Annotated in this window: 13 protein-coding genes and 1 other RNA gene; 2 read left to right on the top strand and 12 right to left on the bottom strand. The window is 35.9% G+C overall.

The window, feature by feature from the left end; translation table 11 throughout:
* Positions 1–105: 105 nt before the first annotated feature.
* On the top strand, positions 106–1122 hold the full coding sequence (locus LN051_RS05325) for an LLM class flavin-dependent oxidoreductase (RefSeq protein ID WP_229293519.1): 1017 nt from the start codon (positions 106–108) through the stop codon (positions 1120–1122).
* A 58-nt stretch (positions 1123–1180) separates the two neighbouring features.
* On the opposite strand, the gene LN051_RS05320 is transcribed toward LN051_RS05325, so the two are convergent.
* The 3 genes from LN051_RS05320 to cymR form a co-directional block, all read right to left on the bottom strand.
* Positions 1181–1345, bottom strand: a complete 165-nt coding sequence (locus LN051_RS05320) for a hypothetical protein (RefSeq protein ID WP_229293518.1) — start codon at positions 1343–1345, stop codon at positions 1181–1183.
* Between the two features lie 110 nt (positions 1346–1455).
* Positions 1456–2286: an aldo/keto reductase gene (locus tag LN051_RS05315; protein WP_229293517.1), complete on the bottom strand. Its 831-nt coding sequence runs from the start codon at positions 2284–2286 to the stop codon at positions 1456–1458.
* A gap of 76 nt (positions 2287–2362) precedes the next feature.
* Positions 2363–2782, bottom strand: a complete 420-nt coding sequence (cymR, locus tag LN051_RS05310; RefSeq protein ID WP_229293516.1) for a cysteine metabolism transcriptional regulator CymR — start codon at positions 2780–2782, stop codon at positions 2363–2365.
* Positions 2783–2923: 141 nt separating this feature from the next.
* Between cymR and LN051_RS05305 the strand changes: the two genes are divergently transcribed.
* Positions 2924–4183 carry a replication-associated recombination protein A gene (locus LN051_RS05305; RefSeq protein WP_229293515.1) on the top strand — a complete coding sequence of 420 codons (1260 nt, stop codon included), beginning with the start codon at positions 2924–2926 and terminating at the stop codon, positions 4181–4183.
* Between the two features lie 82 nt (positions 4184–4265).
* Here LN051_RS05305 and LN051_RS05300 read toward each other — a convergent pair whose 3' ends face one another.
* The 9 genes from LN051_RS05300 to recJ form a co-directional block, all read right to left on the bottom strand.
* Positions 4266–5033, bottom strand: a complete 768-nt coding sequence (locus LN051_RS05300) for a tRNA threonylcarbamoyladenosine dehydratase (protein WP_229293514.1) — start codon at positions 5031–5033, stop codon at positions 4266–4268.
* A 63-nt stretch (positions 5034–5096) separates the two neighbouring features.
* A non-coding RNA gene (gene ssrS, locus LN051_RS05295) (6S RNA) lies at positions 5097–5289 on the bottom strand.
* A 52-nt stretch (positions 5290–5341) separates the two neighbouring features.
* On the bottom strand, positions 5342–7108 hold the full coding sequence (gene aspS / locus LN051_RS05290; RefSeq protein WP_229293513.1) for an aspartate--tRNA ligase: 1767 nt from the start codon (positions 7106–7108) through the stop codon (positions 5342–5344).
* Positions 7108–8379: a histidine--tRNA ligase gene (gene hisS, locus LN051_RS05285; RefSeq protein WP_229293512.1), complete on the bottom strand. Its 1272-nt coding sequence runs from the start codon at positions 8377–8379 to the stop codon at positions 7108–7110. The genes aspS and hisS overlap by 1 nt, the downstream gene beginning before the upstream one ends.
* Positions 8380–8715: 336 nt before the next feature.
* Positions 8716–9591 carry an N-acetylmuramoyl-L-alanine amidase family protein gene (locus LN051_RS05280; protein ID WP_229293511.1) on the bottom strand — a complete coding sequence of 292 codons (876 nt, stop codon included), beginning with the start codon at positions 9589–9591 and terminating at the stop codon, positions 8716–8718.
* Positions 9588–10040, bottom strand: coding sequence for a D-aminoacyl-tRNA deacylase (gene dtd / locus LN051_RS05275; RefSeq protein ID WP_229293510.1), 453 nt, complete (start codon positions 10038–10040; stop codon positions 9588–9590). The genes LN051_RS05280 and dtd overlap by 4 nt, the downstream gene beginning before the upstream one ends.
* Before the next feature lie 11 nt (positions 10041–10051).
* Entirely contained in the window at positions 10052–12241 is a 2190-nt protein-coding gene (locus LN051_RS05270) for a RelA/SpoT family protein (RefSeq protein ID WP_229293509.1), read from the bottom strand.
* Positions 12242–12474: 233 nt separating this feature from the next.
* Positions 12475–12993 (bottom strand): adenine phosphoribosyltransferase, encoded by a 519-nt coding sequence (locus LN051_RS05265; protein ID WP_229293508.1) that lies wholly within the window; start codon positions 12991–12993, stop codon positions 12475–12477.
* A 17-nt stretch (positions 12994–13010) separates the two neighbouring features.
* A complete protein-coding gene (recJ, locus tag LN051_RS05260) occupies positions 13011–15287 on the bottom strand; it encodes a single-stranded-DNA-specific exonuclease RecJ (RefSeq protein ID WP_229293507.1) in 2277 nt (758 codons plus the stop codon).
* Between the last annotated feature and the right edge of the window lie 227 nt (positions 15288–15514).

Here is a 15514-nt window from a genome sequence, read left to right as displayed (position 1 = left end):
TATTTAAAAAAGATGAATTTATACATAATCATTATTTTCTATAAGCACAAAAAATGTGTTCTGTCATGTCAGTTTGATATAGTAAAATTAAAGGAAGTGTATAATATGTCAAATCAAATTCGATATTCCGCACTAAATTTGGTTCCTATACGTGAAGGATCAAATGAAAAAGAAGCCATTAAACAAATGACTTCTTTGGCGCAACACCTAGAACAGTTAAATTATGAACGCTATTGGATTGCAGAACACCATAATGCCCCTAATTTAGTCAGTTCCGCCACTGCACTGTTAATTCAACATTGCTTGAGTGAAACAAAGCATATGCGCATTGGTTCCGGTGGCATAATGTTACCAAACCATGCACCTTTAATCGTGGCTGAACAATTTGGCACTTTACATTTACTCTATGGTGATCGTGTCGACTTAGGATTAGGAAGAGCGCCGGGAACAGATATGGCAACAGCAAGTGCGCTTCGTCGCGATAAACATGATGGCGTATATCAATTTCCAGAAGAAGTGCAACAACTCCAAAGCTATTTTGGTCCTGAATCTAATCAAAGTTATGTAAAAGCAATACCGGCGGTTAATAAAAACGTACCACTCTATATTTTAGGTTCTTCAACAGATTCAGCATATGTTGCTGCCCGAGAAGGCTTACCATATGTATTTGCCGGGCATTTTGCACCTCAGCAAATGAAAGAAGCATTAGCCATTTATAGAGAGTCATTCGAACCTTCAAATACTTTAAAAGAACCTTACATTATCGTTTGTCTCAATGCGATATTAGCAGAAACGAATGATGAAGCGGCTTATCTTGCTACAACGCAAGCCCAAGTTTTTGCGAGCATTTTAAATGGACAGATGGAAAAAATGCAACCACCCGTTGATGACTTACATGCGATATTATCTCCAAGAATGGTTGCAATGGCCACACAAAGAATTGAAGATAGTCTCGTTGGAGATAAAGCAACGGTGAAACAAAAGCTAAAACAATTTATCGCACATTACGGTCCTATCGATGAAGTGATGACTGTAAGTTATATTTTTGATGAACAGCTACAACATCGCTCCTTTAAATTATTTCAAGAAGTCATGACGGAAATAAATAATGATGGATTTTAATGATTATAGTATATAAAAAGAGCAATGAAACTTTAAAAGTTCATTGCTCTTTTTATTATTATTTATCGTCCCCAGAAAATTTGTCAAAAGCTTCTTTTGCTTTATCAAATAATCCGCCTTTTTCACCATCGTTATCTTTGTTGTCATCGTTTTTACTATCTTGATACTTGTCGTAAGCGTCTTTTGCTTTGTTTAAATACTCTTCGCCTTGTTTTTTATCCATAATGGATACCCTCCTTGTTCAAGATATTATGACATTACCCTTATCATATATTCGTAAACATAGGATGATCCAATCACTTTCTAAAGTATTGGTTTTCTGTATTTTAGACCTTAAAATTCTTCGTAACTTGCAGGGTCTTGACCTTTGCGTCGTCCTTCTTCTCTCGTCAATTGATTGATTTGATGTACATCTTCCTCAGATAAATGAAAATCAAATAGTGTGTAATTTTCAATTTGTCTATGTGGTTTTGTAGCTTTAGGAATTGGCATAATTCCTCTTTGAATATGCCATTTCAAAACAATTTGTGCCACGGACTTATTATATTTTACTGCTAGATGTTTTAAACATGTTTCGTTTAATACACCATTATCTCTACCTATTGGGCTCCATGCTTGTATTAAAATGTCATTTTCTTTATGGAATGAAATCATATTCTCTTGATTAAAATACGGGTGTAATTCAATTTGATTAATGACTGGCAAAACACCTGTTTCTTCTTTTAATGTGTCGATGTACTCTGGTAAAAAGTTACAAACGCCTATCGAACGAATGAGTCCTGCTTTTTGGGCAGCAATCATAGCTTTCCATGCTTCTACATAGAGGCCTTGTCTTGGGTTAGGCCAATGAATTAAGTAAATATCGATATAATCTACACCTAAGCGAAATAGGCTTTCTTGAATTGTTTGAAAGACATCATCATATGACTGATATCGGCCGGGTAATTTAGAAATAATCGTGATATCTTTTCGAGGGATGCCGCTCTGTTTAATTGCTTTCCCTACTGCACCTTCGTTTTCATAATTGTATGCCGTATCTAACACTCTATATCCTGCTTTAAGTGCCGTATGTATCGCGTGCACGCCGTTTATTCCATTTAGTTTGTATGTACCAAAACCAATTTGTTCGATAATATGACCATCATTAAGTGTAAATGTATGCATTCATCTTTCCTCCTAAAAAATACAACAATGCTTCAAATGATTCATTTGCGACATTGTTGTACGTTTGAGTTATAAGTTAAATGTAGAACATGTAGCCTTCAAGATTATCTTTTTCTTGATATTCAGCTAACGATTGTAACGTCGTTTGATCTAAAACATCCTTAACGGCATCTCGCATTCTCAACCATAATTGCTGTTGTGCTGGCGACTCTGATTCAATACGCTCAACAATCGTTAATGGGCCTTCGAGTAAACGAATAATGTCTCCGGCAGTAATTTCTTCAGCTGGCATTTTAAGTTCATAGCCCCCTTTAGCTCCACGCACGCTACGAATTAAACCCGCATTTCTTAAAGGGCCCACAAGTTGTTCTAAATATAAATCGCTCAAATTGTTTTCTTCTGCAATGGTCTTAAGCGAGACACATCCCGTACCGTGACGCTTGGCTAAAGCAATCATTAATGTTAGCCCGTATCTGCCCTTAGTTGATATTTTCATAATTTAACCTCACCTTATTGATATCCAATATACTTACATTTTATCATTATTTATATTAGTATAATACTATTGTTATAAGAGTACAAATGAGAGCTAAAACAAAGACTTAAATTTGTATTGTTTTGTACATGGAGGGAGATTATGAATACTGAACCACTCGCGTCTCGCATGAGACCAAAAACAATAGATGATGTCATAGGTCAATCACATTTGGTTGGAGAAAAAGGGATTATAAGACGTATGGTCAATGCACAACGCCTGTCTTCTATGATTTTTTATGGGCCACCTGGAATAGGAAAGACAAGCATTGCTCAAGCGATCGCAGGAAGCACCGCATTTAAATTTCGACAATTAAATGCGGTCACAAATACTAAAAAAGATATGCAGATGATTGTAGATGAAGCTAAAATGTCAGGCCAAGTGATTTTATTGCTTGATGAAATACATCGTTTAGATAAAGCAAAACAAGATTTTTTATTACCCCACCTTGAAAATGGAAAAATCGTTTTGATTGGGGCTACCACGTCAAATCCTTATCATGCGATCAATCCCGCGATTCGTTCTCGCGCACAAATTTTTGAACTCTATCCATTAAACACAAACGATATCAAGCAAGCACTCAACAATGCGCTCAACGATGCATCACAAGGATTGAAATCATATGAAGCTACCATTTCTGATGAAGCATTCGAATATTTCGCTACACAAAGCCAAGGCGATGTCCGCAGTGCATTAAATGCATTAGAACTTGCGGTACTAAGTGCATCTGAAACACCACCAAACATCTCACTACAGGATGCTGAAGATTGTTTACAACGTGGCGCTTTTTTAAGTGATAAAGATGGTGATATGCACTACGACGTCATGAGTGCATTTCAAAAGTCTATACGCGGCAGTGACGTCGATGCAGCACTACACTATTTAGCTCGTTTAATTCAAGCAGGTGATTTGCCTACGATTGCGAGAAGGCTTTTAGTCATCAGTTATGAAGATATTAGTTTGGCATCACCAGCTGCGGGACAACGCACTTTAGCAGCGATAGAAGCAGCTGAACGACTCGGTTTTCCTGAAGCGCGAATCCCTCTAAGTCAAGCTGTTATCGAATTATGCCTATCTCCAAAATCGAATACTGCTATCAAATCGATTGATGCTGCCTTATCTGATATAAGAAAAGGTCAAGTTGGACAAATACCGGATCATTTGAAAGATGGTCATTATAGCGGTGCAAAAGATTTGGGGCGTGCGATTGGCTACAAATACCCGCATAATTATGACAATGGTTATGTCAAACAACAATATTTACCTGACGTTTTAAAAAACAAGGTGTATTACCAACCTAAAACAACATCTAAAGCGGAACAACAGTTTAAGTCTATTTATGACAATTTAAAAAAACAATAAAACATAGAGGCCAGGACACACATCACGCGCTCTGGGAACAATAATAGCATTCCCAAAGCAAGATGTTATCCTAGCCTCTATCTTATTTATCTTTAATACGTGTTAAAGTAATATCACGTGTAATATCATTACAAACGTAACTTGCAAGAATTAGTCCTACCACACTTGGCACGAAAGCATTCGAAGATGGTGGCATTTGTGCTTTACGGTTTTGACCATTAGCATCGCCTACAACCGCTTTTACATCTTCTCTAATGACGATAGGGCTTTCATCAGAAAATACGACAGGTATCCCTTTATAAATGCCTTTACGTTTCAATTGATGACGTATAACACGTGCGATTGGGTCCGTATGTGTTTTAGAAATATCTGTAATTTGAAAACGTGTTGGATCAATTTTGTTCGCTGCGCCCATACTAGATATGATTTTAATATCGCGCGCTAAACATTGTTCCATAAGATGCACTTTATAAATGATAGTATCGCTCGCGTCAATAATATAGTCAATATCATAATCATTAAATAATTGTTCGTATGTTTCTTCTGTATAAAACATGTGCAAAGGCGTCACCTTACAATTAGGATTAATCAGTTTAACTCGCTCTTCCATCAAACTCACTTTACTTTGGCCTACAGTTGTTGTAAGCGCGTGTAACTGTCGATTGACATTCGTAATGTCTACATTATCTTTATCAATTAAAATAATATGTCCAATATTCGTACGTGCAAGAGCCTCCGCCGCGAATGAACCTACTCCTCCGACACCTAATACAGCCACTGTTGTATTTTCTAACAATTTTAAACCTTCTTGGCCGATTGCTAATTCATTTCTAGAAAATTGATGTTTCATAATTGACTCCTTTAATCTAATCCAACGCATAAAAATACGCAAGACATAAAGTCTTGCGTACCGATAGAATCCGTTATGCCGTAGTTTTAAAGTGCTTGATCATTTTGGCCTGCTATATACAGGTGGGTGTCCTGTTTCTTGTTTTGCACGTCCTCCTATAGAGGCGTGTGCGCTGCAAGAAAACCTATTGGACTCCCTGATCAAAGAGTGTTAGGTCAAAATACATAAAGCGAACTTACGTACACTACAGACGACTATCTTATGCATCAATCATATCACAAATCCTTTTTTTAGCAAGTGAAATGATTTTAATGCTTAATACGTAATGATAATTCATCCAATTGTTTGTCTGATACTTCACTTGGTGCATCTGTTAATAAATCAGTAGCTGATGCTGTTTTAGGGAAAGCGATAGTATCACGTAAATTAGACGCGCCTGTCAACAACATTACAAGTCTATCAAGACCAAGCGCAATTCCACCATGTGGCGGCGCACCGTATTTAAATGCATCTAACAAGAAGCCGAATTGTTCTTGTGCACTTTCTTCTGTAAATCCTAATGCTTTAAACATTTTAGATTGAATGTCACCATCGTGAATACGAATTGAACCTCCACCAAGTTCAAAACCGTTAAGTACAATGTCGTAAGCTTGAGCTTGTGCTGTTTCAGGTGCACTTTCTAATTTATCAATATCTTCAACTTTTGGTGCAGTAAATGGATGATGTGCTGCCACATAGCGATGCATTTCATCATCATATTCAAGTAATGGCCAATCTGTCACCCATAAGAAGTTAAATTGATTTGGATCTAATAAATCTAATTCTTTAGCCAATTTAACACGTAATGCACCTAAACTTTGTGCTACAACATCTTTTGTATCCGCCACGAATAATACGAGGTCACCAGATGTCGCGTTTGTTAATTTTTGAAGTTTTTCTACCTGGTCATTTTCAAAGAAACGTGCGATAGGTCCATTTAAACCATCTTCAACAACTTTAACCCATGCTAACCCTTTCGCACCATAAATATTTACAAATTCAGTTAAACCATCAATGTCTTTACGTGTATATTTATCCGCGCCATTTTCTACAACAATGGCTTTTACTTGGCCACCAGCTTCTACAGCACCTTTAAATACTTTAAAATCCATAACTTCCCCTAATTCTGAGACATCGATTAATTCCATACCAAAACGTGTATCAGGTTTGTCACTACCAAAACGTTCCATCGCTTCAGTGTATGTTATACGAGGGAAAGCTTCGTCTACCGTAATTCCTTTTACGTCTTTCATTACTGCTTTTAACATTTGTTCGCCGAGTTGCATCACATCTTCTTGTTCAACAAAACTCATTTCAAGGTCGACTTGTGTAAATTCCGGTTGGCGATCTGCACGTAAATCTTCATCTCTAAAGCATTTTACAATTTGGTAATATTTGTCGAAACCACTCATCATCAATAATTGTTTAAAAAGTTGCGGAGATTGTGGTAACGCATAAAATTCACCTTCATGTACACGAGAAGGGACAAGATAATCACGCGCACCTTCAGGCGTTGATTTTGTTAATACTGGTGTTTCAATATCATAAAAACCTGCTTCATCTAAATAACGACGAATCGCTTGTGTTGTACGATGACGTAATTTAAAGGTACGTGCAAACTCTTCACGACGTAAATCTAAATAACGATATTTTAAACGGATATTTTCGTCTACATTTAAATTTTCGTCATTAATAGGAAATGGTGGTGTTTCGGATTTATTAATAATTTTAATTTCTGATGCTTGTACTTCAACTTGTCCTGTTTTGATTTTAGGGTTCACTGTTTCAGCATTACGCTTTGTAACTGTCCCTTTAATTTCGACGACATACTCTGAACGAATACGTTCTGCAATTTCTAACGCATCTTTTGAGAAGTCTGGATTAAATACAACTTGGACAATGCCTTCTCTATCGCGGACATCAACAAAAATGAGTCCACCAAGGTCTCGACGGTTATGAACCCAGCCTTTCAAAATTACTTCTTGACCTAAATAAGATTCAGTTATGAATCCGCAATAAGTTGTACGTTGTGTCATTATATTTTTCCTCCATTAATAAATTGTGCGATTTCGTTTATTTTAATTTGATAACTTTCACCCGTCGGCATATGTTTAATTGCCACTTCATTCGAAGCCAGTTCTTCTTCTCCCAATACGATTGTATACGTGGCTTGAAGTCTATCAGCTTGTTTCATTTGCCCTTTCAATTTGCGAGATAAATAATCTTTATCTACACGTATGTTATCATGTCGCAAATCATTTAATAATTGAACTGCAAAGTCATCTGCTTTTTCACCCATTGTTGCAATAAATAAATCTAAATTTGAAGTGTGTGGAAGCGTAATCCCTTCTTCTTCCAATGCCATGATGAGACGCTCTATACTCAATGCAAAACCAATCCCTGTTTGCTTTGGACCGCCTAATAATTCAAGTAAACCATTGTATCGGCCGCCGCCACATAAAGTTGTAATTGCACCTGTATAATTTTCATCATCAATCATGACTTCAAAAGCGGTATGTGTATAATAATCTAGCCCACGAACAAGATTAGGATCGACGACATAAGGAATACCTAAACGATCAAGATGTGCTTTCACCGCTTCAAAATATGATTTTGAATAGTCATTAAAATAATCCGTAATAGATGGTGCCGTCTTCATTTCAGGTTTATCTTTATCTACTTTACAATCAAGAATACGCATTGGATTAGTTTCAATACGCTTTTGACAATCTTGGCAATACCTATGAATCACTGGTTTAAAATGCGCTCTTAATGCTTCTTGATATTCAACACGAGATTCTGCGTCACCTACACTATTAATGACAAGTTTTAAACGCTTCAATCCAAATGATTGATAGATGTGCATCACCATTGCAAGCACTTCAGCATCAATACTTGGATTTTCAGCACCTATTGCTTCAATGCCAAATTGATTAAACTGGCGATATCGTCCTTTTTGTTTTCGCTCATATCGAAACATTGGACCATTGTAATACAGTTTAACGGGTTGATTTGGCAATCCTTGCATTTTATTTTCAATATAACTTCTAACTGTAGCAGCTGTGCCTTCTGGACGAAGCGTAATACTGCGGCCACCTTTATCTTCAAATGTATACATTTCTTTTTGAACAACATCGGTAGAATCGCCTACACCTCTAGCAAATAAATCGGTACTTTCAAAAATCGGTGTTCTGATTTCTTGATAATTGTAAATTTCCATCAAACGATGTAATTGTGTTTCAATATAGCGCCATTTAGGCGAATCTTCTGGTAATATATCTTGCGTTCCACGAGGAATACTAATCATCGGTCCATCCTCCTTAAAATTTAAAATCACTTAAAATAAAAACGCCCCATGTATGCAAAATCACTCACATACAAGGGACGTACTTTAGCCGTGTTGCCACCCTAATTTAGGCACATTAAAATGTGCGCACTCATATCGCTCATAACGTTAGCAAAACGGCTCTATTTTCATAAAGCACCTCTTCTTGTGTTCATCTTTAGTGCGGACAAGGTTTATATTTCAGCCAAGTATAAACTCTCTAAGTCATGTCAATGCATTAAATCTCAAGAATACAAACGGTTTTAATTATCAAATTCAGTACTAATCATACATGTTTTTAAATTGCATTTCAAGATACTAACTTAAAAAATAATTTTTCAAGCCATCAACAATTGCATTTTCTACAATTTGACGGTGATTTTTATCTTTAATCATCACTTCATCTGTTGGATTGCTAATATAGCCTAACTCTAGTAATACTGCAGGCATATCTGTTTGTCTTAACACTTGGAAATTTTCTTGTCGTACACCTCTGTTTGATAACATACCTTTCTTTTGTATGCTAGCATTCAGTGTTTGCGCTAGTGCTTCTTGTTGTTCATGGAACCAATATACTGTAGCCCCATTCGCTTTATTGGACTCTAGGGCATCATTATGAATACTAATAAAAACGTCGCCAGTTGCTTTTCGGTCTTTTAAACGCACATACGTATCGTCACTTCGCGTTAACTTCACTTTCGCGCCTTCTTTTTCCAATTTCTTTTTAAGTTCCAAACTTGTATCTAAAGTCATATCCTTTTCAAGGGTACTTTTACCTGTTTGACTAGCGGCACCTTGATCTCCGCCGCCATGCCCTGGATCAAGGACAATCACTTTCCCTTTTAAAGGTTGTGCATTAGGATTTTCATCTTCTTTAATGTCTAAATTTGTATGCCATCCAGCAATCCAACCTTTCTGTTTTTCATCGTAAGAAGTAACCTCTAACCATTTACCTTCATGTCCGATAACTTTAAAAGCTTCTCCTTCACGAATGTTAAATAGCACTGGATAACTAGCATTAGGACCTGTCCGAATTTCAGCATCTTCTGTTAAATAAATTTTATTATCAGTATCATCTTTAATGGAATTGATGACTACAAGCAAAATGAAAACAAGCGAAACTAATATTGCGCCAATATAAAAACGCCTAGGTTCTATCTTTTTCGACCGTAACCATTTTTCAAATCGCTTCATAATATTTTGCCGTTTTCACTTTCATAAATAATTGTGACAGGTCCATCATTCTGAATATCGACAGTCATATCAGTACCGAACTCTCCTGTTACAACTTTGATGCCAAATGATTCTAAATACTGATTAAATGCTTCGTATATCTCATTAGCTTCTTCAGGCGCTTTCGCTTTAGTAAAACTCGGTCTATTTCCTTTTTTGACGTCTGCTAATAATGTAAATTGGGAGATAGATAAAATTTCTCCGTTGACTTGTTGTACATTTAAATTAAGTTTACCAGCTTCATCTTCAAATAATCGTGCATTAACAATTTTTCTTGCCAATACTTCTGCGTCACTCTTTGTAGTGTGTTCACCTATACCTACTAAAAGACAATAGCCTTTACTAATGTTGTGGTGAATATTTTCATTTCGAACACCAGCCGACTTCACTCTTTGAACAACGATTTTCATTGTCTGCACTCCTAATTCCAAACTCTTGTTACGGTATATACGTCACCGAGTTGTTTTATTTTATCAGCTACTTTATATACTTCATGTACATTTTTCACCATAATGCTTAAATTAATCACAGCATTTTTATCAATATCTGAGCGTCCTGCAACTTTTACTAAATTACTTGACGTACTATTGACAGCTTGTAAAACCTCATTAAGTAATCCATTACGGTCGTAGGCTGTTACTTCTAAATCAACTTGATATCTTTGAGAAGCGTCTTTAGATTTAACCCATTCCACATCAATTAAACGTTCTTTTTCATTTTGAATATTTGGACATTCCGTACGATGAACTTTAATACCATGACCTTTAGTAATATAGCCTAAAATCTTATCTCCTGGTATAGGGTTACAACATTTAGATAATTTAATTAATACATTATCTAAACCTTCGACATACACACCAGAATCAGTTGTTATATAATCTTTAATTGGCACAGATTTCGTTACAGATTGAGCTTGGTTCAATGCATGTTGTTTTTGTTCTATGCGAATACGTTCTGTCAATTTATTTACAATCTGACTTGACGTCACACCACCAAAACCGACAGCGGCAAATAAGTCATCTACATTGGTAAAATTGTATTTATCATTAACAACTTTAAGGTTTCGTTCTGTTAGTACTTCTTCAACTTTAAAGCCTTGCTCCTTAATTTCAGCTTCGACCATGAATTTACCTTTTTCAATGTTGGAAGAGCGGTCTTGTTTTTTGAAGAAACTTTTAATTTTACTTTTTGCACTTGATGAACGTACGATTTTCAACCAGTCTCGACTAGGTCCATAAGAATGTTTACTTGTACGAATCTCTACGATATCTCCTGTTTGAAGAACATAATCTATCGGTACAATTTTTCCATTTACTTTTGCACCAATCATTTTGTTGCCTACTTCACTATGAATCGCATACGCAAAATCAATCGGTACTGCGCCATATGGAAGTTCAATAACATCACTTGCTGGCGTAAAAGCATACACTTTATCACTTTGAAGATCAAATTTGAGCGACTCGATAAATTCTTGTGCATCCGAAGAGGTGTGATCTTGTTCGGCAATATCTTTGAGCCAATTCAACTTTTTATGGTAGGTTTCACTGTCGTTATCGACCTTTTTCCCTTCTTTGTAAGCCCAATGTGCTGCTACCCCATGCTCTGCAATTTCATGCATTTCATAAGTTCGAATTTGGATTTCTAGAGGGTCACCGTTCGGACCTACAACTGTAGTATGCAATGACTGATACATATTTTGCTTAGGCATGGCGATATAGTCTTTAAAGCGGCCTGGCATTGGCTTCCATAGCGTATGTACAAGCCCTAAAATAGCGTAACAATCTTTAATAGACGGCACAATGACACGTACCGCTAATAAATCAAAAATTTGATCGAATTGCTTTTTCTGTTTCATCATTTTGCGATAAATACTATAAATATGTTTAGGGCGACCGCTAATCTCTCCTTCAATATGCATCATATTCATTTCTTTACGAATATTTTCAATCGCATTTTCAATGTATGCTTCACGCTCACTGCGTTTCTTTTTCATTAAATTAACAATTCGGAAATATTGAATGTTGTCAATGTAGCGTAATGCAATGTCTTCTAATTCCCATTTGATGGTATTAATCCCAAGTCGATGCGCAAGCGGTGCATAGATTTCAAGTGTTTCTTTAGAAATACGTACTTGCTTTTCTCTAGGCATAGCCCTAAGCGTACGCATATTATGTAACCTGTCTGCTAATTTCACTAAAATCACACGTACATCTTTCGCGATTGCGATGAATAATTTACGATGATTTTCAGCTTGTTGTTCTTCTTTAGAACGATACTTTACTTTTTTTAATTTTGTAACACCATCTACAATTGTTGCGACTTCAACATTAAACATTTCTACCACATCATCGAAGGTATACGGTGTATCTTCAATAACATCATGTAAAAATCCCGCTACAATTGTCGGACCATCGAGACGCATTTCAGTTAATATTCCTGCAACTTGAATGGGATGCATGATATAAGGCAATCCATTTTTACGAAATTGACCTTCATGTGCTTTATATGCGATTTGATAACTTTTCAGAACATGTTCATATTCTTTTTCATCTAAATATGTCTTCGCTTTATGTAATACTTCATCAGCACTATATGGATATTCATTATTCATAAAGGCACCCCCATCTTTTAAATAATACTTCTATCATACTACATGATTATCAAGAAATGAACCGAATTCTATTGCTTAAAATCATCATTATATGTTTTTGTGTGAAATATCACAATATCACAACATCAAATTATTCAAAAATAAATGAACGCTTATTTTAGATGTATACGTTTTAAGCTCAAGCAACGACTAAAGGCGAGAACATTTACATGTCCTCGCCCCACTTCATTTAACTATTCATCATATGAGATTAATCGCATGACGTCATAACCTTTAATTTTCTCAATACCATTTAAATATGATAATTCAATAATGAAAGCAATACCAGCAACAATGCCACCTTGCTTTTCAACAAGATTAATCGCAGCTTCGATCGTTCCACCAGTCGCTAATAAATCATCTGTAATTAAAACACGTTGTCCTGGCTTAATTGCATCTGCATGCATAGTAAGGACATTACTACCGTATTCTAAATCATACTCATAACGAATTACTTCACGTGGTAACTTACCTTCTTTACGAACAGGTGCAAAACCAATTCCCATTGCATATGCAACCGGACAACCAATAATAAATCCGCGTGCCTCTGGACCAACAACAATGTCCACATTTTTTTCTTTAGCATATTTTACGATTTGATCAGTGGCATAACCGTATGCTTCACCGTTATCCATTATAGTAGTAATATCTTTAAAATTCACGCCTTTTTTCGGCCAATCTTGAACTTCAGAGACATATTGTTTTAAATCCATGCTTTTCCTCCTTATTCTCACTTACGCATTTCACTTTCCATCCAATTTTTAATGGTTGGAAAATCAGCATATAACAGCTGTTTTTCTACTTCAATTCGGTGTAAACGTCCTTGATAAATTCGACTTGAAGTAATTTCTTGTTTTGGCGCAGTTGAGTCAATTTTAATTATACCATCATTTTGTTGAATAAATTGTAAATCAAGGAAGACTTTTAATATAAACTTCAATATCTGAGGTTCAATTTGTAAATATTGGCTCAATGCCATGCCCTCTTCGACTATATTGAATGTTTGTTTTTGATAAATTAATTTATAACATTGCTTAAATGTATCTAATTTCGGCATACCTTCAAAATAAATCGATTTGTCGTGTGAAAATCGCAAATAGATTTGCGATGCTTTAATTTGTTGCACTGTAACTTTAAAGTCATCAATCGTAAGTGGCAAATCTCTCAAAATACATTTGTCATATGTTTCAGGTAAAGGTTCGCCATAGTAAAATTCATTTTCGTGACTTTTATCACTATTAGGATGAATTAAAACACACGTTTTCGATGCTACATTAAAATTTGGTAAGCGTTTGTTCTTACTGCGATAATCCAAAATTTGAAGCTCTTGACTATTTAAATCTGTAAGTATCAGTTGTGGCGTACGATTCCCATTCCATTCGTTGATTTGTAACTCGCCAATCGCATCAATTTGTTGATTCGCCATCAATTCATGGACACGTGCACCTTCATTCCAAAATAAACCTTGCAACTTTTGCTCTGAAAATGAAATTTTCAAGTGATTTTGTTGCTGCCCAATTGCTTTAGCTTGTTGTATCGTAAGTTGATTGAATCGTAATATTGGGCGCTCAAATTGCATTCCAAATGGACGTAAACGTTCAAGCGCAGTAATATTTTCAATAGTTATGTCTTCGTGATTCACTATTGCGTCAATATTTTTTTCTGGCTGCAAGTCCGAATCTGAATATTGACGAATCATTTCATCATTGAGCGCTTGTTTTAAAAGTTCTACATTATCTATCGCAAGTGTCAGTCCGGCTGCAGCATGATGTCCCCCAAACTTATCAATCAGTTCCGATTGGGAAGTTAATAATTCAAACATTGAAATTTGTGCAATACTTCTTGCGGAACCTTTCGCATGTTGCTTTTCGTGATCAATATTTAAAATCATTGTAGGACGTTGATATTTTTCAACAATACGAGAAGCAACAATACCTAAAATACCTTCGTGCCAATCTTCTTTATACAATACTAAAAATTGGCCACCTTCTTGGACTTGTTTTTTAGCCATAGCTAAAGCTTCTTCTGTGACAACTTGAACGATTGCTTTACGCTCTTTGTTAAAATGTTCGACTTGTTCTGCTAAAAATAGCGCTTCGTCTTCGTCCTCTGACATCAATAACTCAGCCGCTAGTCTAGCATCGTCTAGACGCCCTACCGCATTCAGTCGTGGGCCTATCGTAAATCCTACGGTCTCTTCAGTGACCACATCATCAAAACTGGCTTCGTTTAAAAGGGCTTTTATTGATACGGGCATTTGCTGATTAAGAATATGTAATCCTTGCTTAACGATACTTCTATTTTCATCTCGCATAGGCACTAAATCTGCAATCGTCCCAATCATTGCATAAACCCAAAAGTGACTTGGAATATCGTCAATTAAATGCTGTGCTAACTTTAAGGCAACACCTGCACCACATAAAAAGGGAAACGGATAATCATAATCTGGATGCATAGGATGAATAATCGCATAAGCATTAGGTAACGTTTCACCTATTTCATGGTGATCCGTTACAATAACATCCACCCCTAATGACTGTACCATTGAAATTTCTTCATGACCTTGTATCCCATTGTCAACGGTTATAATTAATTTAACACCTTCATCATAAGCATTCTTAAAAGCTGGCGTACTCGGTCCATAGCCTTCTGTAAATCGGTTTGGAATGTACCATCCTACAATTGCGCCCATTCGCTCTAGTGTTTGAACTAAAATTGTTGTAGAGGTTACACCATCAGCATCATAATCCCCATAAACCAAAATAGGTTCTTGTGCTTGAATAGCACGTTGGATACGTTGTGTAGCGATATCTATATCACTTAAAAGCGCTGAATCGTGGTCAATTAAATCTGAACTTAATATTTGACTAATCGCATCATGTGTCACAATCCCTTTACTTTCAAGGATAAGCTTCATGATAGGTGTTATTTTAAACGCTGATATGACTTCTTCAGAAATCTCTTCATCAGAAGTCTTTGTAATCCATTTATATTTTGATTGAATCATTAATACCCCTCATTTCACACAAGTATTATATCGAATAAATAAGGTGCCGTACAGAAATCAATAAGATTTCATTTTCTTATCTACGTAATGAATGAAATAAATGACACGTGCTGTATGTCTAAAGCTATGGTTTCAAACCTGCAAAAATGTTTAGCAATTCCTATAGTTTCTAAACATAGTCTACAAAATAAAGAAGCTAGAACGTTTTATTGTCCTAGCTTCTTTAA

Source organism: Staphylococcus ratti (genome assembly GCF_020883535.1).
Taxonomy (GTDB): Bacteria; Bacillota; Bacilli; order Staphylococcales; family Staphylococcaceae; genus Staphylococcus; species Staphylococcus ratti.
The sequence above is the reverse complement of the archived record's forward strand: the minus strand, read 5'-3'. Positions and strand labels throughout refer to the sequence as shown.

What these genes read in the sequence shown, in the direction of transcription:
- LN051_RS05300 (WP_229293514.1), bottom strand. Translation starts at nt 5,033, where the DNA reads ATGAAACATCAATTTTCTAGAAATGAATTAGCAATCGGCCAAGAAGGT.
- recJ (WP_229293507.1), bottom strand. Translation starts at nt 15,287, where the DNA reads ATGATTCAATCAAAATATAAATGGATTACAAAGACTTCTGATGAAGAG.
- cymR (WP_229293516.1), bottom strand. Translation starts at nt 2,782, where the DNA reads ATGAAAATATCAACTAAGGGCAGATACGGGCTAACATTAATGATTGCT.
- LN051_RS05305 (WP_229293515.1), top strand. Translation starts at nt 2,924, where the DNA reads ATGAATACTGAACCACTCGCGTCTCGCATGAGACCAAAAACAATAGAT.
- LN051_RS05270 (WP_229293509.1), bottom strand. Translation starts at nt 12,241, where the DNA reads ATGAATAATGAATATCCATATAGTGCTGATGAAGTATTACATAAAGCG.
- LN051_RS05325 (WP_229293519.1), top strand. Translation starts at nt 106, where the DNA reads ATGTCAAATCAAATTCGATATTCCGCACTAAATTTGGTTCCTATACGT.
- LN051_RS05280 (WP_229293511.1), bottom strand. Translation starts at nt 9,591, where the DNA reads ATGAAGCGATTTGAAAAATGGTTACGGTCGAAAAAGATAGAACCTAGG.
- LN051_RS05315 (WP_229293517.1), bottom strand. Translation starts at nt 2,286, where the DNA reads ATGCATACATTTACACTTAATGATGGTCATATTATCGAACAAATTGGT.
- aspS (WP_229293513.1), bottom strand. Translation starts at nt 7,108, where the DNA reads ATGACACAACGTACAACTTATTGCGGATTCATAACTGAATCTTATTTA.
- LN051_RS05320 (WP_229293518.1), bottom strand. Translation starts at nt 1,345, where the DNA reads ATGGATAAAAAACAAGGCGAAGAGTATTTAAACAAAGCAAAAGACGCT.
- dtd (WP_229293510.1), bottom strand. Translation starts at nt 10,040, where the DNA reads ATGAAAATCGTTGTTCAAAGAGTGAAGTCGGCTGGTGTTCGAAATGAA.
- LN051_RS05265 (WP_229293508.1), bottom strand. Translation starts at nt 12,993, where the DNA reads ATGGATTTAAAACAATATGTCTCTGAAGTTCAAGATTGGCCGAAAAAA.
- hisS (WP_229293512.1), bottom strand. Translation starts at nt 8,379, where the DNA reads ATGATTAGTATTCCTCGTGGAACGCAAGATATATTACCAGAAGATTCG.